General features: G+C 69.9%; 15 protein-coding genes. 13 read left to right on the forward strand and 2 right to left on the reverse strand.

The features are described from left to right. Window positions 1-66 precede the first annotated feature (66 nt). From CCO03_RS10070 to CCO03_RS10105, 8 genes are all read left to right on the forward strand, one after another. Entirely contained in the window at window positions 67-924 is an 858-nt protein-coding gene (locus CCO03_RS10070; protein ID WP_087280624.1) for a polysaccharide deacetylase family protein, read from the forward strand. Further along, entirely contained in the window at window positions 921-1,697 is a 777-nt protein-coding gene (locus CCO03_RS10075; protein ID WP_087280626.1) for a class I SAM-dependent methyltransferase, read from the forward strand. The genes CCO03_RS10070 and CCO03_RS10075 overlap by 4 nt, the downstream gene beginning before the upstream one ends. Window positions 1,698-1,713: 16 nt before the next feature. Further along, window positions 1,714-2,913 carry a beta-ketoacyl-[acyl-carrier-protein] synthase family protein gene (locus tag CCO03_RS10080; protein WP_087280628.1) on the forward strand — a complete coding sequence of 400 codons (1,200 nt, stop codon included), beginning with the start codon at window positions 1,714-1,716 and terminating at the stop codon, window positions 2,911-2,913. Beyond that, window positions 2,910-3,818, forward strand: a complete 909-nt coding sequence (locus CCO03_RS10085) for a beta-ketoacyl synthase chain length factor (protein WP_087280631.1) — start codon at window positions 2,910-2,912, stop codon at window positions 3,816-3,818. The genes CCO03_RS10080 and CCO03_RS10085 overlap by 4 nt, the downstream gene beginning before the upstream one ends. Beyond that, entirely contained in the window at window positions 3,815-4,408 is a 594-nt protein-coding gene (locus CCO03_RS10090) for a hotdog family protein (RefSeq protein ID WP_087280635.1), read from the forward strand. Before CCO03_RS10085 ends, CCO03_RS10090 begins: the two co-directional genes overlap by 4 nt. Window positions 4,409-4,430: 22 nt before the next feature. Next, window positions 4,431-5,210 (forward strand): 3-oxoacyl-ACP reductase FabG, encoded by a 780-nt coding sequence (fabG, locus tag CCO03_RS10095; RefSeq protein WP_087280638.1) that lies wholly within the window; start codon window positions 4,431-4,433, stop codon window positions 5,208-5,210. 474 nt (window positions 5,211-5,684) lie between these two features. Next, a complete protein-coding gene (locus tag CCO03_RS10100; protein ID WP_087280641.1) occupies window positions 5,685-6,527 on the forward strand; it encodes a lysophospholipid acyltransferase family protein in 843 nt (280 codons plus the stop codon). Between the two features lie 2 nt (window positions 6,528-6,529). After that, window positions 6,530-7,393: a glycosyltransferase family 2 protein gene (locus tag CCO03_RS10105; protein ID WP_087280644.1), complete on the forward strand. Its 864-nt coding sequence runs from the start codon at window positions 6,530-6,532 to the stop codon at window positions 7,391-7,393. A gap of 355 nt (window positions 7,394-7,748) precedes the next feature. Here the strand turns inward: CCO03_RS10105 and CCO03_RS10110 are convergent, their stop codons facing one another. Beyond that, window positions 7,749-8,672: an alpha/beta hydrolase gene (locus tag CCO03_RS10110; RefSeq protein ID WP_087280648.1), complete on the reverse strand. Its 924-nt coding sequence runs from the start codon at window positions 8,670-8,672 to the stop codon at window positions 7,749-7,751. Window positions 8,673-8,982: 310 nt separating this feature from the next. On the opposite strand from CCO03_RS10110, the gene ftsH reads away from it, so the two are divergent. From ftsH to CCO03_RS10130, 4 genes are all read left to right on the forward strand, one after another. Then, window positions 8,983-10,896, forward strand: coding sequence for an ATP-dependent zinc metalloprotease FtsH (gene ftsH / locus CCO03_RS10115; RefSeq protein WP_087280651.1), 1,914 nt, complete (start codon window positions 8,983-8,985; stop codon window positions 10,894-10,896). 122 nt (window positions 10,897-11,018) lie between these two features. Next, window positions 11,019-11,894 (forward strand): dihydropteroate synthase, encoded by an 876-nt coding sequence (gene folP / locus CCO03_RS10120; RefSeq protein WP_087280653.1) that lies wholly within the window; start codon window positions 11,019-11,021, stop codon window positions 11,892-11,894. A gap of 170 nt (window positions 11,895-12,064) precedes the next feature. After that, a complete protein-coding gene (gene glmM / locus CCO03_RS10125; RefSeq protein WP_087284524.1) occupies window positions 12,065-13,393 on the forward strand; it encodes a phosphoglucosamine mutase in 1,329 nt (442 codons plus the stop codon). A gap of 49 nt (window positions 13,394-13,442) precedes the next feature. After that, a complete protein-coding gene (locus CCO03_RS10130; RefSeq protein WP_087280656.1) occupies window positions 13,443-14,252 on the forward strand; it encodes a DNA/RNA non-specific endonuclease in 810 nt (269 codons plus the stop codon). A 355-nt stretch (window positions 14,253-14,607) separates the two neighbouring features. Here the strand turns inward: CCO03_RS10130 and ugpQ are convergent, their stop codons facing one another. Then, entirely contained in the window at window positions 14,608-15,360 is a 753-nt protein-coding gene (ugpQ, locus tag CCO03_RS10135; protein ID WP_087280659.1) for a glycerophosphodiester phosphodiesterase, read from the reverse strand. A gap of 731 nt (window positions 15,361-16,091) precedes the next feature. On the opposite strand from ugpQ, the gene CCO03_RS10140 reads away from it, so the two are divergent. Continuing rightward, window positions 16,092-18,281: a DEAD/DEAH box helicase gene (locus CCO03_RS10140; protein ID WP_087280662.1), complete on the forward strand. Its 2,190-nt coding sequence runs from the start codon at window positions 16,092-16,094 to the stop codon at window positions 18,279-18,281. Window positions 18,282-18,373 lie beyond the last annotated feature (92 nt).

The raw sequence follows: 18,373 nt of genomic DNA on the forward strand, positions 1-18,373 counted from the left end.
GTCGCCCAGGCCGCGGAGGCGACGCGCGTTCTGGCGATAATCGCCCGCTGTTCGTTGTATTGCCGCATGCGCTGGAAACCGTCCCCCTTCATCACCCTGAGTTGCACCGCGCACGCGGCGGCGCTGGCCGGGGTGTGTGCCATGCCGCAGCACTGGCCCTGGATGGCCGGCGCCGTGGCCGCCAACCAGCTGCTGCTGACCGGGGCTGGCCTGTGGCCTCGCAGCGACTGGCTGGGCGCCAACCTCACGCGTCTGCCGGCTGCAGCGGCCGCGCGCGGCGAGGTGGCCCTGACGTTTGACGACGGCCCCGACCCCGAGGTGACGCCCGAGGTGCTGGACCAGCTGGCGGCACAGGGCGCAACGGCCAGCTTTTTCTGCGTGGGGCAGCGCGTGCGCGAGCAGGCGCCCCTGGCGCGCCGCATCGCGGCGGCCGGCCACACCCTGGAAAACCACACCCAGACCCATCCGAACCACTTTGCGGCGCTGGGTCCGTCCGGCATGCGCGCGCAGATCCGCGATGCCCAGGCGTCGATCGCGGCGACTGTGGGGCGAGCGCCCCGTTTTTTCAGGGCCGTGGCGGGCTTGCGCAACCCCATGCTGGACCCCGTGCTGCAGACCGAAGGCCTGCTGCTCGCGCATTGGACAAGGCGCGGCTTTGACACGCGTGACGCCGATGCCGAACGCGTGCTGACCCGCCTCACGCGGGGCTTGGCGGCGGGCGACGTGTTGCTGCTGCACGATGGCCACGCCCGGCGCGACGCGCAGGGGCGGCCCGTGGTGCTGACCCTGCTGCCACGGCTGCTGGCACGCCTGCGCGAAGCCGGCTTGAAGGCCGTCGCGCTGGACCAGGCCGTGCCGCTGGGCCACGGGCCGAATCCCGCGCGACCCGCCGCAACCCTGCAAGATGCCCCCCGGAGACCATGAGCGCCGTCCCGCACCATTCCCGCGCTGCCCCCCGGGGGTATCGACAGCCCCTTCACCTGGCCCTGACCGAGCAGGCCAGCGACTGGTATCGCGCAGGCGGGCGTTTCGCGCACGGGTTTGCCAAGGGCAAGCTGGGGCGCGATCCGCTGTTCATCGACATGTTGCGGCACGGCATGTTCCCGGCCAAGGGCCGATTTTTGGACCTGGGTTGCGGGCAGGCGGTGTTCGCGGCCTGGTTGCTGGCCGCGCAGGCCCATGCCGACGCCGGCCGCTGGCCGGCCGACTGGCCGCCGCCGCCGCAGGTGACCCAGTTGCTGGGGCTGGAGCTCATGCCGTCGGACGTGGCGCGCGCCCATGCGGCGCTGGCGCAGTTTTCGCCGCGCATCGTCATCGAGCAAGGGGATGTGACGCAGGCGGCATTTCCGGCCTGCGAGGTGGTGACCATCCTCGACGTGCTGCATTACTTCGACCACAACCGGCAGCGTGACGTGCTGACCCGCGTCCACCAGGCCCTGACGCCCGGTGGCGTGCTGGTGGCACGGGTGGGCGACGCGGCGGCGGGTTGGCGTTTCGAGTTGAGCCGCAAGGTTGACCAATGGGTCACCTTCGTGCGCGGCCATGGCTGGTCGCAGCTGCACTGCCGCTCGGTGGCCGACTGGCAGGCGCTGTTGCAGGACATCGGGTTTGAGGTGCAGGTGATGGCCAGCGTTGGCGGGCCACCCTTTGCCAACACATTTTTGGTGGCACGGCGCCCGCAAGGGGCCGTCGCGTGAACAGAGGGAGACAACCGTGGCGCGTGTGATTGCCTACACAGCGACGAGTGCTGTGGGCCAGGGCCGCAAGGCCTTGCTCGATGCCTTGATGCAGGGGCGCAGCGGCCTCCAGCCCTGCGATTTTCCGCAGGCGGAGATCGCCACCTGGATCGGTGCGGTCGAGGGCCTGGAGGCCGTGACGCTGCCGGCCGAGCTGGCCCCCTGGGATTGCCGCAACAACCGCCTGGCCTGGCTGGGCCTGCAGGCCGATGGCCTGCACGCGGCTGTGCAGCAGGCGGTGCAGGCCTTGGGCAGCGCGCGCGTCGGCCTGATCCTGGGCACCAGCACCTCGGGCATCCTGTCTGCCGAGCAGGCCTATCAGCACCGGGCGCCCGACTCGGGCGCCTTGCCGGCCTGGTTCGACTACCGGCGCACGCACGACACCGCGGCGCTCAGCGGCTTTGTGGCGGCCGTCCACGGCTTGACCGGGCCGGCGCTGACCATCTCCACAGCCTGTTCGTCGTCGGCCAAGGCCTTTGCGGCGGCCGACCGCTGGCTGCAGCAAGGCGTGGTCGATGCGGTGTTGGTTGGCGGAGTTGACAGCCTGTGCCTGACCACGCTCTATGGCTTCAGCTCGCTCGAGCTGACGTCCAGCCAGCCCTGCCGGCCGGGCGATGCCCACCGCGACGGCCTGTCGATCGGTGAAGCGGCGGCCTTTGCCCTGCTGATGCGCGATGGCGAGGACTTGGCGGGCGTCAAGGCCAGCGGCATGCGCCTGGCAGGCTGGGGCGAGTCGAGCGATGCGCACCACATGTCGGCACCACACCCCGAAGGTCTGGGCGCACGCATGGCCATGCAGGCCGCGCTGCGCAGCGCGGGCCTGTCCGCGGGCGACATCGATTACATCAACCTGCACGGCACGGCCACGCCGGCCAACGACCAGGCCGAAGGGGCAGCGGTGGCGGCTGTGCTGGGCACGGCGGTGAACTGCAGCTCCACCAAAGGCCTGACCGGCCATACGCTGGGCGCCGCGGGCGGGCTGGAGGCCGTGGTGTGCCTGTTGGCCCTGGAACAGGGACTGGTGCCGGCCACGGTGGGCTTGCAACAGCCCGACCCGGGCATCGCGCTGAAGCCGGCCCTGCGCAGCCGACGCATGCCCGTGCGCCATGCAATGAGCAATTCGTTTGGCTTTGGCGGCAGCAACTGCAGCCTGATCGTGTCCCGGGAGGCCGCATGAGCGTGCATGCCTTGCAGGCAGAGGTGTTGGGCGCTGGGGTGCTGGGCCCCGGCTTGGCCGATTGGAGGCAGTGGCAGGCCGTGGTGGCCGCCCCCCAGACCTGGACCGCCGCGCCCACGGTGCTGCCGGCTCCCAGCCTGCTGCCGCCGGCCGAGCGGCGGCGGGCCAGTCGCGTGGTGAAGGCCGCGCTCGAGGCCGGGACGCAGGCGGTGGCCCAGGCCGGCCTGGTCGCCAGCGAGCTGCCGGTGGTGTTCGCCAGCTCGGGCGGCGACGGGCACAACTGCCATGCGCTGTGCGAACTGCTGGCTGGCGACGACAAACAGATCTCGCCCACGCGTTTTCACAACTCGGTGCACAACGCGGCCTCGGGCTACTGGTCGATTGCGGCCCAGGCCATGGCGCCCGCGCAGGTGGTCGCGGCATTCGACGGCAGCTTCGCCATGGGCCTGCTGGAAGCTTTATCGCAAGTGCAGTATGCGGGTGTTCCCGTTTTGCTGATCGCCTGTGACAGCGAATACCCCGAGCCACTGCACAGCACGCGGCCGATTGCCGACGTGTCGGCCCTGGCGCTGGTGCTGGGGCCGGTGGGCGACGCCCGGGCCACGGCCGCTGGTGCGCCCGCGACCCTGGGCCGCCTGCACCTGGATGCCTCGGCCGCCTGGGGCAGCACGCCGGCCACGGCGCTGCCGGGCGCCTGGCCGGCCGGCTTGTGCGCGCTGCCGGCGCAGCTGCCGCCATGGCGCGGCCTGAGCCTGCTGGCTGCGCTGGCCGGTGCGGCGGTTGGTGACCCCACCGGAGCCGAGCCGGCGGCGCGCACCCTGCACCTGCACGTCGACGACGGGCGCTCGCTGGCCGTGCGGCTGCGCGTCGGTCGGCCAGGCGATGAGGCGCCGGGATCGCCATGACCGGGGTGGCGCCGAATCCCGACCGCTGGTCGCTGGCCGCGGGCCAGGGCCGCGACTGGATTGCCGCACGCATTCCGCATGCCGGCGGCATGTGCCTGCTCGACCACGTGGTGCGTGCCGCGCCGGACCAGCTCTGGGCCGCCACGCGCAGCCACCTGCGCAGGCCACATCCCCTCATCGTGCGCGGCGACCGCCTGGGGGCGGCCCACGGGGTCGAGTACGCCAGCCAGGCCATGGCGCTGCATGGCGGCTTGCTGGCCGGTGCGGCCGGCTCGGTGACGGGGGCCCACCCGGGTGGCGGCCGGCTGGTCAGCGTGCGCGAGTTGCGGCTGGCGGTGCCCGAATTGGCCCGGCCAGGCAAGGCGCAGGCAGGCGATGGCCCAGACCCCGCCGCGCAGGTGCTGGGTGTGCACGTGACGCTGGAGGCTGGCGATGCCCGCCAGGCCAGTTACGCGTTTGCGCTCGGGCCCTGGACGCCTGCGGCAGCCGACGCCGGGCTCGGCACATCGGCCGGCGCCTGGCCCGGTGAGCCGCCTGGGCTGGACACGATCTGGGTCAGCGGCCGCGCTTCGGTGCTGCTGGTGACCTGACCACGAGAAAGAAGAACGACGCATGCCAACTGAGACAGCGACCGAGGCAACGACAGGGCGGGGCGATGCCCAGCGCGTCAGATGGGCCCTGGTGACCGGGGCGAGCGGCGACATCGGCGCCGCGGTGGCGACCACGCTGGCGGCACAGGGCCTTGCCGTGTGGGTGCACGCGAACCGCAACGCCGCGCGCGCCGATGCCGTGGTGGCCAGCATCGAGGCCGCAGGCGGGCAGGCCAGGCCCATCGTGTTCGACGTGGCCGATGGCGCGGCCTGCGCCGCGGCCGTGGCGCAGATGCTGGCGGTGGCGCCCATCCAGGTGCTGGTCAACAACGCCGGCGTGCACGACGACGCCGTGATGCCCGGCATGCGCGCCGAGCAATGGCAGCGCGTGATCGACGTCAACCTGAACGGCTTCTTCAACGTCACCCAGCCGCTGCTGCTGCCCATGCTGCGCACGCGCTGGGGGCGCATCGTCAACGTCACCTCGGTCGCCGGTCAGGCCGGCAACCGGGGCCAGGTGAACTACGCCGCCGCCAAGGGCGGGCTGCATGCCGCCACCAAGGCCCTGGCGCTCGAAGTGGCCAGCCGCGGCGTCACGGTCAATGCCGTGGCGCCCGGCATCATCGCCACGGCCATGAGCGCGGACACCTTCGATGCGGCGCGCATCAAGCAGCTGGTGCCGGTGCAACGCGCCGGCCAGGCGCAGGAGGTGGCCGATCTGGTCGCGTTCCTGGCCAGCGAGCGTGCCGGCTACATCACGGCGCAGACGCTGGCCATCAATGGCGGCATGTGGGCGGCATGAGGCATGCATTGGGCAGTATGCGCCTGTTTCCGATGGTGACTGATCGGAAACCTTGAGATACTGCCCACACCTGTGGCCCCGTGTGGCGTGCAGCATGCCGCAAGCCGGTGACGCCACACGTGTCACGCGCCCGCCCGGGGGCGGTGGCATGATGGCAAAGGCCACGGCTCGCCTGCGGGCCCCGGGCCAGGCAACAACAGTGAACACGAACATGAGCACCTTCGATCACGAGGTTTGGGTCATTGGTGGCGGGCCGGGCGGCGGCGGCGCTGCTTGCCGGGGCCGCGCGGTGCGGCGGGCCAAGCACGATTGCCCTCGTTGCCGCGTGAACGCACCCCTGCAGCCGGCCTGCCTGCCGCGTGAGCAGGGCGTCGGCAAGTCCGCGCCCCGCGTGGGCATGACGCCGGGTGCGGCTGGGTGCGTTTCGCGGGACGGCCAGCCACGTCACCCCACCCGTCTGGTTGACCACGTGGCATGACGGCACCGCTCAACCGCCAGGACCGCGCCTCGCCGACCCGGCCGGTCGGCTCGGCGGCGCTGGTCGCATTTCGCTGGCTGGCCATGGTGCTGGGCCTGGGCGTGCTGGGCCTGATGTGCCTGGCCTGGACCCCGTTCGCCCTGGTGTTGCGCGGGGTGTTGCCGCGCGACGTTGGCAGCGCCATCGGCCGGCGGGTGATCTCGTACTGCTTCCGTTTCTACGTGGGGGTGTTGCGCGTGGCCTGCGGCTGCCGCATCGACCTGTCTGAGCTGGACGCGCTCACGCGCGAGCGGCGGCCGCTGGTGGTGGTGGCCAATCACCCGTCGCTGCTGGATGCGGTGCTCATCGTCTCGCGCCTGCCCAATGCCGTCTGCATCATGAAAGGGGCGGTGGCGCACAACGCGTTTCTGGGGGCCGGGGCCCAGCTGGCGGGTTACGTGTCCAATGTGTCGGCCCTCAGCGTGGTGCGCGGCGCCTTGCAGGATTTGAAGCGCCACCAGAGCCAGCTGGTGATCTTTCCCGAGGGCACGCGCACCGGCGAAGGCCCGATCGGTGATTGCGGCGCCACCGCCGGCGTGATCGCGGCACGCGCCCAGGTGCCGGTGCAGACCCTGGTCATCACCATGAGCGAGCGCTACCTGGGCAAAGGCTGGCCCCTGTTTCGGCCGCCGCCGCTGCCCCTGCACATCCGCGTCGAGGTGAGCGCGCGTTTTCGAGTGGTGCCGGCCCTGGCCGACGAGTTTGGGCACGACCTGAAGGCCTGGTACCGCGCCCGCCTGGAGGGTCAGCCCAGCCCGGTGCTGCGCGCGCTGGTGCCGGAAGCGGGAGGTCAGCCATGAGCATGCCCGGGCCATCGCAGCCGTTTGCCAGCACGAATGCTGGCGCGCCCGCTGTGCCGGGGCAGGCCAGCGCGTCGGCCCGCGGCCTGCTGGCATCGCCGCAGCCCTCGCGCACGCACCTGGTGCTCATCCCGTCGTACAACCCGGGGCGGCTGGTGCAGCAGACGGTGCAGGCCGCGCGCGCGCAGTGGAACCCGGTGTGGGTCGTTGTCGACGGCTCGACCGACGAGAGCGTGGCGCTGTTGCGCGAGATGGCGGCGCGCGACCCGGGGCTGCGCGTGATCGAGCGAGCCCGCAATGGCGGCAAGGGCGAGGCCATGCGCGACGGCGTGGCGGCGGCCCTCGCGGCCGGCTTCACCCATGTGCTGTCCATGGACTCGGACGGTCAGCACCCGGCCCCGCTCATCCCGACGTTCATGGCCACGTCCCGTGAGCACCCCGCTGCCATGGTGCTGGGCAAGCCGGTGTTCGACGCCGATGCGCCGCGTGCGCGCGTGCTGGGGCGCGAGGTGTCCAACGTGCTGGCTCGCCTGCAGACGCTGGAATCGGTGCGCTCGGGCATTGGCGACTGTCTGTACGGCTTTCGCGTCTACCCCGCGCAGGCCTTGGCGCGTGCGCTGGCGGCCTCGGCCTACATGCAACGCATGGATTTCGACCCCGAGGCCGTGGTGCGCATGCGCTGGGCCGGCGTGCCGGTCATCAACCTGCCGGCGCCTGTGCGCTACATCGCCCGCGAGGCGGGCGGGATCTCGCACTTCCGCTATGGCCGCGACAACGCGCGGCTGGCCTGGATGCACACGCGCCTGCTGGCGGGCATGGCCTGGCGGTCACCGCGTCTGCTGTGGGCGCGCCTTCAAGGCCGATGACGGAGTATGGGTTTGCTGCCGTTTGAATGACAACGAAAATGGCTTGATACTGCCGTTGTGAGTCATTCCCTGGATCTGGCTGAACGTCCGGTTTGTTGGTGATCGATATGTGGGTCGTCCTGGTCGCCAGGCGCTTGCACGTGGCGTTGAGCCTGACGAGCGCCGTGTGGCCTGGCCCGCGCAGTGAATCCATGCCGGCGGTCGGGCGCGAAACGGGGACTGCTTTCGTGAGCGCTTGGCGGGCGTGCAGCATCAGGGGGCCCCAACACCTGCGTCCAACCTCCGGCTGCACATCTCCCGACGCGATTCATGCCAACGCCAGGCCCTGGCCATGGCCATGGCCCGCTGCCGGGCGTCAGCGCGCCAACACGGCCTCGCGCTCGCCTTGCACGGCGGCCAGCAGCACCTCGCGCGCGAGTTCCGGCCGCTCCATGGGCACGAAATGCGTGGTGCCGGGCACGGTGCGCACATCGGCCTGGGCCGGCCAGTCCTGCCAATGGCAGGTGCTGCCTTCGGCGGCGCGCAGCACGGTGATGGGCACCGGCAGCTGCGCGATGGGCGCGTTGACGGGGCGGAAGGGGTGGCTGAAGTTGTGGGCCTCCCAGGTGGGGGCGCAGCGCAGGTGCCAGGCCTGGTCATCGCCCAGGAACAGGCCATCGGCCAGGTAGTCGGCGATCACTTCGGTCGGCCAGGTCTTGAACGCGCCCCGGCCCTGGTAGCTGGCCAGGGCCGCATCCGGGCTGTCGAAATGGTTTTTGCGCCGCAGGGCGCCGGCCAGCAGCGGCGAGGGGTCGCGGTTGGCGTCTGGCGCCAGGGGGGGCGCAACCACCGGGTCGAACAGCACCAGGGGGCGTTGCGGGCCGAGGTCGGCGGGCCACTGCAAGGTGGCCAGCAGGCAGGTCGCGCCCCCCATGGAGTGGCCGGCCAGCACACGCGGCACCTCGCCTTCGGATTGGCGTAACGCGCGCAGCAGCGCATGCAGGTCGTCGCGGTAGCCATCCCAGCTCGACACCGTCGCGTCGGCCTCGGCCGGCAGGGTGGTGAGGCCGTGGCCGCGCAGGTCGACGGCCAGCACGCGCAGGCCCTGGTCGCCCAGCGGACTCAGCAGCCGGGTGTAGGTCATGGCGTTGAAGCCGTTGGCGTGCAGGAACAGCAGGTCATGCCGCCCGTCTTCGGGGCCCCATTCCAGGGCGGCGATCTGGCCGTTGCCGTGCGGCGTGCTCAGGTCGAAGTGGCGGCGGCGAGGAGGGGTCTGGGGCAGGGCGGTCACGGCGTTCATGGGGACGGGGAAGGGGGCCGATCTGGCGGCCGGCATGCCGTCAAGTATGCGGGCAAGTCGGCACCGGGCCCGTCACCCGTGCAGCGGCCGTGGGACACGTCCCGGCTGCCGTTGGAAGGCGTGCGGCACGGGTGACGGTCGCCTGGGGCGCCGTTGTGCGCACAAGTCCTCGTCCCTGGGGCGGCATCGGGGCCGGGCCGCAGGGAGGCCACCATTGAAAAGCCTAAAATGCCCCCACATTCCAGAGCACCGCCGAGTAGCGTCCCGCGCGAGGCGGTGTGTCTGTTTTTTGCGTGACTTGGAGTCTGGCTTGAACAATCAATTGTTTACGAAGGTCGCCATCTGGGCGGTCATTGCCATGGTGCTGTTCACTGTGTTCAAGCAGTTCGACGGCCGCGCCATGGCGGGCGCCAAACCCATCGAATATTCCACCTTCCTGAAAGACGTGCGTGAAGGCCGCGTCAAGAAGGTGCTGATCCAGGAAGGGTCCACGGGGTCCGAAGTGCTGGCCGAGAACAGCGACGGCAGCCGCGTGCGCGCGAGCGTGCCCTACCTGGACCGCGGTCTGGTCGGTGACCTCATCAACTACAACGTCGAGTTCGACACCGAGCCGCGCAAGGAAGGCAACCTGCTGGTGTCCCTCCTCGTCAGCTGGGGCCCCATGCTGCTGCTGATCGGCGTCTGGATCTATTTCATGCGCCAGATGCAAGGCGGTGGCAAAGGCGGTGCGTTCAGCTTTGGCAAGTCCAAGGCCCGCATGATCGACGAGAACAACAACAACATCACCTTTGCCGACGTGGCCGGCTGCGACGAAGCCAAGGAAGAAGTGCGTGAGGTCGTGGACTTCCTGCGCGATCCGCAGAAGTTTCAGAAGCTGGGCGGCCGCATCCCGCGCGGCCTGCTGCTGGTCGGCCCCCCGGGCACCGGCAAGACGCTGCTGGCCAAGTCCATCGCCGGTGAAGCCAAGGTGCCGTTCTTCAGCATCTCGGGTTCCGACTTCGTCGAAATGTTCGTCGGCGTGGGCGCGGCCCGTGTGCGCGACATGTTCGAGAACGCCAAGAAGAACGCCCCCTGCATCATCTTCATCGACGAAATCGACGCCGTGGGCCGCCAGCGTGGCGCCGGCCTGGGCGGCGGCAACGACGAGCGCGAGCAGACGCTGAACCAGATGCTCGTGGAGATGGACGGCTTCGAGACCAACCTGGGCGTGATCGTGGTTGCCGCGACCAACCGCCCGGACATCCTGGACGCCGCCTTGCTGCGCCCGGGCCGTTTCGACCGCCAGGTCTACGTCACGCTGCCCGACATCCGCGGTCGTGAGCAGATCCTCAGCGTGCACATGCGCAAGGTGCCGATTGGCCAGGACGTGAACGCCAGCATCATCGCGCGCGGCACGCCGGGCATGTCGGGTGCCGACTTGGCCAACCTCTGCAACGAGGCTGCGCTGATGGCCGCCCGCCGCAACGCGCGTGTGGTCGAGATGCAGGACTTCGAGAAGGCCAAGGACAAGATCCTCATGGGCCCCGAGCGCAAGAGCATGGTCATGCCCGAGGAAGAGCGCCGCAACACCGCCTATCACGAGGCCGGCCATGCCCTGATCGGCAAGCTGCTGCCCAAGTGCGACCCGGTGCACAAGGTGACCATCATCCCGCGTGGCCGCGCGCTGGGCGTGACCATGAGCCTGCCCGAAGGCGACCGCTACAGCTACGACAAGGAATACATGCTGAACCAGATCAGCATGCTGTTCGGTGGCCGCATCGCCGAAGAGGTGTTCATGAACCAGATGACTACCGGCGCCAGCAACGACTTCGAGCGCGCCACGGCACTGGCGCGCGACATGGTCATGCGCTATGGCATGAGCGAGTCGCTGGGCCCCATGGTCTATGCCGAGAACGAGGGCGAGGTGTTCCTGGGCCGCTCGGTCACCAAGACCACCTCGATCAGCGAGGAAACCATGCAAAAGGTCGACATCGAGGTGCGCCGCATCATCGACGACCAGTACACGCTGGCCCGCAAGCTGATCGAAGACAACAGCGACAAGATGCACGCCATGGCCAAGGCCCTGCTCGAGTGGGAAACCATCGACATGGACCAGATCGACGACATCATGGCGGGCCGCGAACCGCGTCCGCCGCAGGACTTCACACCGCGCCTGCCGCCTTCCAGCGGTGGCCCGGGGGGTACGCCGGCGGTGAAGCCGGATGCCTCGCCGACCGCGGCCTGATGTCGAGGGCCGGCCACGGGTCGGCCTGCTGTTCAAGAACGGGGCATGAGGCCCCGTTTTTGCCTTCTTCACGACCCGGTCGAGCGCGACCCGGTCGGCCCGCGACCGATTCACCTTGTGTCATGAGTCACCCTCCCATCTGGCAGACCACCCGCCACGCCATTTCCCTGGCGCAGCCGGTGGTCATGGGCATCGTCAACGTCACGCCCGATTCCTTCTCTGACGGGGGGCGCCACAACCAGCCCCACGCGGCCCTGGCCCATGCCGAGCGCCTGGTGAAGGAGGGCGCCGCCATCCTCGACATCGGCGCCGAATCGACGCGCCCTGGTGCGCCCCGTGTGCCGCTGGATGAAGAGCTGCGCCGCCTGGACAGCGTGCTGCCTGAGCTGCTGCGCTGGCAGGTACCGATTTCGATCGACACCTACAAGGCCGAGGTGATGCGCCACGTGCTGGACCTGGGCGTGGACATCGTCAACGACATCTGGGCCCTGCGCCAGCCCGGTGCCGAAGCGGTGGTGACCCAGCATGACCGCTGTGGCGTGTGCCTGATGCACATGCACGGTGAACCCGCCACCATGCAGCAGACGCCCATGGCCGGCCACGCGGTGGCGACCAGCCTGGCTTTCCTGCACGAGCGCGTGCAGGCCCTGACGGCGCAGGGCGTGGCCCCGGCGCGCATCACCATCGACCCGGGGGTCGGCTTTGGCAAGACCGTGGCCCAGAACTTCGCCACCCTGGCCCATCAGCAGGCGTACGCCACGCTGGGGCTGCCGCTGCTGGCGGGCTGGTCGCGCAAATCGTCGCTGGGCGCTGTGCTGGCCGACGACTCGGGGACGCCGCCCGCCCCCGACCAGCGCGTGGCGGCCAGCGTGGCCGCTGCACTGGTGGCGGTGCAGCGCGGCGCGGCCATCGTGCGCGTGCACGACGTGGCCGCCACCGTGCAGGCCCTGCGCGTGTGGCAGGCCGTGCAGGCGGCGGCTGACGATGGCGGTGCGTAGCGGCCGCGGGCCGGCTGAGCCGGCGCACGCGCGAAGGGCTGCGACCGGCATGTCGGCGGTCAAAGGTAAAACAATGTGGGGTATGGATCATTCATCGTTGAATGATGAACGGTGATGGGTGCATACTGTGTGGATGGATGGTGCGACACGAGGCGCACCCAGGAGTGAACATGACAAGAAGCTACTTTGGCACCGACGGCATCCGCGGCACCGTGGGCCAGGCCCCGATCACCCCGGACTTCGTGCTGCGCCTGGCGCATGCCGTGGGCCAGGTGCTGCGGCGCCAGATCGAGCGCCCCACGGTGCTGATCGGCAAGGACACGCGGATTTCGGGCTACATGCTGGAGTCGGCGCTCGAATCGGGCTTCAACTCCGCCGGGGTCGATGTGGTGCTGCTCGGGCCCCTGCCGACACCGGCCGTCGCTTACCTGACGCGGGCGCAGCGCGCCAGCCTCGGGGTGGTCATCAGCGCCAGCCACAACCCGTACCCCGACAACGGCATCAAGTTTTTCTCGGCGCAGGGCGCCAAGCTGCCCGACGCCTGGGAAGAGCAGGTCGAGGCCGCGCTGGCCTGCGAGCCGGTCTGGGTGCCTTCGGCCCAACTGGGCAAGGCCAGGCGGCTGGACGACGCCGCGGGCCGCTACATCGAGTTCTGCAAAAGCACGTTCGACCACGCGCTGAGCCTGCGCGGCCTGCGCCTGGTGGTCGATGCTGCCCATGGTGCGGCCTACCAGATTGCGCCCGCCGTGTTCCATGAGCTGGGCGCCGAGGTGCGGGCCATCGGCGTCACGCCCGATGGCCTGAACATCAACGAAGGCTGCGGGGCCACGCACCCCGAGGCCTTGTGCCAGGCCGTGCGCCAGCATCAGGCCGATTTCGGCATCGCCCTCGATGGCGACGCCGATCGCCTGCAGCTGGTCGATGCGCAAGGGCGGCTCTACAACGGCGACGAGCTGCTGTACGTGATGGCCCAGGCGCGCGCCCGCGATGGCCAGGTGCCGCCAGGCGTGGTCGGCACGCTGATGACCAACCAGGGCATCGAAGTGGCCCTCAAGCGCCTGGGCGTGGCCCTGGTGCGCGCCAAGGTGGGCGACCGCTATGTGCTCGAAGAGCTGGAGCGCCGCGGCTGGCTGCTGGGCGGCGAAAGCTCGGGCCACCTGTTGGCCCTGGACAAGCACACCACGGGCGACGGCATCGTCAGCGCCCTGCAGGTGCTGCAGGCCTGCGTGCGCGAGGAAAAGACCCTGGCCCAGCTGCTCGATGGCGTGAGCCTGTTCCCGCAGACCATGATCAACGTGCGCCTGAGCGAGCACAGCGCCGATTGGCGCCACAATGCCGCCCTGCAGGCCGCCACCCAGGCCGTCGAAGCCGAGCTGGGCGATGCCGGCCGCGTGCTCATCCGCCCCAGTGGCACCGAGCCGCTGCTGCGCGTGATGGTGGAGGCCAGGGACGCCCGGCAGGCCCAGGCCGCCGCCGAACGCATTGCGGCCACGGTGTGAGGTGTGGTGAAGAGCATGGCTTCATCCCTGTCATCCATTCAACGCGAGCATGGGCATACTGCCTTTTCGGGGGGTGACCGTGTGGCTGCGTGATGCCACCATCGCCGTGCTGGCCCTGATGGTCGGTGGGACTGCCAGCGCCGAGGGCGTCTGGCGCTTGCCGTCCAGCAAGGCCCCGGCCCAGGCTGCACCACCGGCCTGGACCGGCGATGCCCGAGGCTTTGCCGCCTGTGCGCACCTGTTTCCGGCCCCGCCGCCGATGCCGGCCACGCCAGGCGCGCTGCGTGCGCTGTGCTTCAACGAGTTCGCCGTGCTGCACTCCGGCGACACCAAGACGCCGGTCTACGTCGTGCAGCGCCTGAACGCGCGCCAGTTGCAGGCCGCACGTGAGCTCAAGCGCAAGGACAAGTTCTACGCCGAGGGCCGCCTGCCGCGCGCCGAACGCGCCGAGCTGTCGGATTACAAGCACTCGGGCTACTCGCGCGGCCACATGGCGCCCACGGGCGACATGGCCACGGCAGAGGGCAAGGCACAGAGCTTTTCGCTGGCCAACATGGTGCCGCAGGACATCGAGCACAACGGTGGTGCCTGGAACGACATCGAGCAGGACACGCGCGCCTACATCCGCCGCACCCAAGGCGATGTGTTCGTCATCACTGGTCCGGTGTTCGCGCCGCCCGTGCGCACCGTGGGCCAGGGCCGCGTGCGTGTGCCCAGCGCCTTGTTCAAGCTGGTCTACGACCCCGGCACGGGCCGCAGCTGGGCGCACTGGCAGGACAACCGCGGCGGCACGCGCGCGGGTCAGCCCATCAGCTACACCGAGCTGGTGCGCCGCACCGGCCTGGCCTTTTTGCCGTGATGGGCGGGCAAGGCCGGGACGGCCGCAGCCTGCACAGCGACCGCGACCGGGTGTGCAAGCTTGCGAGGACCGATTGCCCATGCGGGCTCGGCTGATCCGGCTGCACGGGGGCAGGGTGTGGGCGAGCAGGCGGATGCCGCCAAATCGCTGCGGCGGCCTCATGCCGCCACAACCCGCGTGCGGAGTGGCCCCGTTCACTGGATGGCTTCCCTTTGGGGTGGGTAGTATGACCTATCTACCGTTTCAAGTTCATCGGCATGTGGGTGATACTGTGGCATGCCATGCGTTGCTGCAGCTTGTCGATGCAGCGCGTGGCGGCCGCCGTCCGCCCCTGTTCAAGCGTTGAACACGCCCGTCAATCGGGTGTGAAGGCGTCCACGGCATCGGTGATCAGGCTGTCCACCCCCAGGGCCAGCAGGCGTTCGGCCTCGCGGGCGTCGTTCACGGTGTAGGCCGCGCAGGCCAGGCCGGCGTCGTGGATGGCCTGCACGCGGCTGGCCTGCCACAGCCGATGCTCGGCCACCAGGCCGACGCAGTCCAGGTCCTGTGCCAGCTGCAGGGCGTCGGCCGTGTGGCGGGGCCAGGACGCCAGCAGCAGCGCGCGCGGCCAGTGCGCGTCGGCCTCGGCCGCCGCCTGCAGCGCTGCCGGCTGGAACGAGCTCAGCAAGGGCGGCGTGGCGTCCGGCGGCCAATGCGCGCGCAAGGCCTGGACCACGGCGCGGCCGGTGGCTTCCGCCTGGCCCGGGTTGGGCTTGATCTCCAGGTTCAGGTTCATGCCGTTGGCCCGGCAATAGCGCAACACACTGGTCAGGTGCGGCAGGGGCTCGCCCGCGTAGGGGGCGGAATGCCAAGTGCCTGCATCGAGCTGGGACAAGCGCGCCCAAGGCCACGCGCCGGCTGGCCCGTGGCCGTTGCTGGTGCGCTGCAGGGTGTCGTCGTGCAGCAGGAACAGCACGCCGTCGGCCGACAGCTTCACATCGCACTCGGCCATGCGGTAGCGGCGCGCCGCACCGGCGCGGATTGCCGCCAGCGTGTTTTCCGGGGCGCAGTGCCCCGCGCCGCGGTGGGCGATCCAGCGCGGGCAAGGCCAGGCAGGGGATGTGCGCATGGGAGAGGTGATGGGAGATGACGGGAAGGGCATCATGCCGCACCCGGTGCTGAGGCCGGATCATCGGCCTGGATGCGGTAACGTGGTGCCAACCTGATGCGGCCGGGTGCATGCTCCCAAAGGGACGGCCGCGAGCGGTGACCGCTTCCGGGCAACGCGCCAACCGTCGCCCGATGCGCTTGAGCGGCGCCGCCGCTCGACACCTCGCTCGTTCGGTTTGCAACACCCGGTGGCACCGGCCCATTCCGTCGCGCGAGCGACATGGCGCCCGTGGTCCGCGGTGCCGGAATGCCCCGGCAAACCCCGAGCCGCGAGCGGCGCAGCACAGGTTGTGCAGAAAAATTAGGTGAAAACACCAATTGGTGCGACAATAGCGGGCTTATCAGGGATCACGCTCCCGGCATGCCACTTGGGCATGCCGATGATCACCCGGCGTTGCCGGGCCACAGCGGATCCGATGAGCCCTGCATCTCCCTTCTTGCACACAGGCTAGCCACCCTTGCAGACGCACCCCGCGTTCTGCGCCGACGATGACCCCATCGCCGAGGTTTTTGGTGGCCGAGGATGGCCGAAACGCAGTCTGTCGCTGGCGCCGCTTCACCGATGAAGCCGGCACCACACCGATCAGGCCCGCATGCGTTTTTTGTCGTTGGATGGTTGATGTGTTTTGAACCGTCCAACGCCGGCGCGCCCCTCGTGCGCCGGGCGTGACATTTCTCTTTTGGAAAACCATGTCCGATTTGGCACACACCGTGCCGGGCAACGCATTGCCCGAACAACAAGCTACCCCTGAATCCGTGTCCACCATCGATGCGCTGGCACGCGAGTTCGATGCCGCCGAAGTGCGTGCCCTGGCCGAGCGCCAGGCCGACGGTTCGGCCCAGGTCAAGCGCCTGAAAGCCGACAAGGCTGAGCAGGCGGCCCAGGCCCGCCAGGCCAAGCAGGCGAGCGACATCCAGCGCGAAGCCCGCGAAGCCGCTGCCGAGCGTGCCGACGCCGACACCGGGGCCGACGAGCCCCAGAACGCCGAGCCGGTGAATGCCGAGGCGTTTGCTGCCCTGGGCCTGGCGCCTGAGCTGGTGCAGGCCGTGGCCGACCTGGGCTTCTCCGATCCCACGCCGGTGCAGGCCGCCGCCATTCCCAAGGCCATGCCCGACGGCTTGAGCGATGCGCGCCAATATGCCGACCTGATGGTGTCCAGCCAAACCGGCTCGGGCAAAACGGCGGCGTTTTTGCTGCCCGTGCTGAACACGCTGCTCAAGCTGCAAAACAGCAAGTTCGAGCGCGAAAAGGCCGAATGGGATGCCAAGGTTGCCGCTGCGCTGGCCAACGGCGAAGAAGCACCCAAGAAGCCGCGCCGCAAAAACCCGTTGCAGTCGCGTCACTTCCAGCCCGCCATTCCCGGCGCGCTGATCCTGTGCCCCACGCGCGAGTTGGCCCAACAGGTGGCCAATGACGCCATCGACCTGGTGCGCCACTGCCGCGGCCTGCGCATCGCCACCGTGGTGGGCGGCATGCCTTATCAACTGCAAGTGGCCAAGCTGCAAAACGCCAACCTCGTGGTGGCCACGCCGGGCCGTCTGCTCGACCTGGAGCGCAGCGGTCAGCTCAAGCTGAACGAGGTTGAATTCCTCGTCATGGACGAAGCCGACCGCATGCTCGACCTGGGTTTTGCCGACGACCTCGAAGCCATTCACCAGCTGACCGGCAACCGCCGCCAGACCATGATGTTCTCGGCCACGTTCGCCCCGCGCATCCAGGATCTGGCCATGCGCGTGATGCACGAAGGCGGCAAGCACGTCCAGCGCATCCAGATCGACACGCCGCAGGAAGCGCATGCCAACATCGAGCAATCGCTGATGTGGGCCGACAACTCGGTGCACAAGCGCCAGCTGCTGGACCACTGGCTGCGTGACCCCGCCATCAACCAGGCCATCGTCTTCGCCTCGACCCAGATCGAGTGCGACGGCCTGGCCGAAGACCTGCAGCAAACCGGCTTTGCCGCCGTGGCCCTGCACGGCGCGCTCAGCCAGGCGCTGCGCAACCGTCGCCTGCGCGCACTGCGCGAAGGCAAGGTGCAGATCCTGGTCGCCACCGACGTGGCCGCCCGCGGCATCGACGTGCCCACCATCACGCACGTGTTCAACTTCGGCCTGCCGATGAAGGCCGAGGATTACACCCACCGCATTGGCCGCACCGGCCGTGCGGGCCGCGATGGCATCGCCGTCACCTTCGCCGAAATCCGCGACCGCGGCCGCTTGTTCGACATCGAACGCTACACGCGCCAGGCCTTCCAGATCGCCACGGTGCCGGGCCTGGAGCCCACGCTGCGCTTCCCGGTGATCAGCGAGCGCAACGGTGGCCGTGCGCCCGGCGGCAAGGGTCGCCATGGCGGCGGCCGTGGCCGCCCCGGTGGCGATCGCGGTGGCCGTGGTGCCCCGCGCTTCGACGACCGTCGCAATGGCCCGCGCATGTACCGCGGCGAAGGCGACTTCAACGACCAGCGCGCCCCCCGTGCCGACCGGCATGACGGCCCGCGCGAGGGCGGCTTCGATCAGCGCCGCGATTTCGGCGGTGGCCGCTTCGAGCCGCGTGGCAACCGTGGCGCCGAGGGTCGTGGTGATTTCCGCGCACCGCGTCCCGAAGGCCGTTTCGACCCCCGTGGCGACGCCCGCCGCGAGCCGCGCTTCGACGACCGCGCCCCGCGTTTCGACCGCGCCGAGCGTCCCGCACGCGGTGACTTCGACGACCGCCGCCCGGCGACGCGCCGCGAAGGCCACCGCGATGGCTTCGGCAGCAAGCCGGCCGCCGCGCGCCCCTACGAGCCGCGCGGTCAAGCGCGCGACAGCCGCATGGGTGACCGCGACGGCCGCTCGCACGCGCCCCAGGGCCGCGGCGGCAAGCGCACGCACGAGTATTGATGCCACCGCACTGGTGGCCTGAAGGCTGCCAGTTGGTGTGTATATGCAAGGGTATGGCCCTGTTGCCGTTGTGTTGATAACGGCAACAGGAC

The organism is Comamonas serinivorans (assembly GCF_002158865.1).
GTDB lineage: Bacteria > Pseudomonadota > Gammaproteobacteria > Burkholderiales > Burkholderiaceae_C > Comamonas_E > Comamonas_E serinivorans.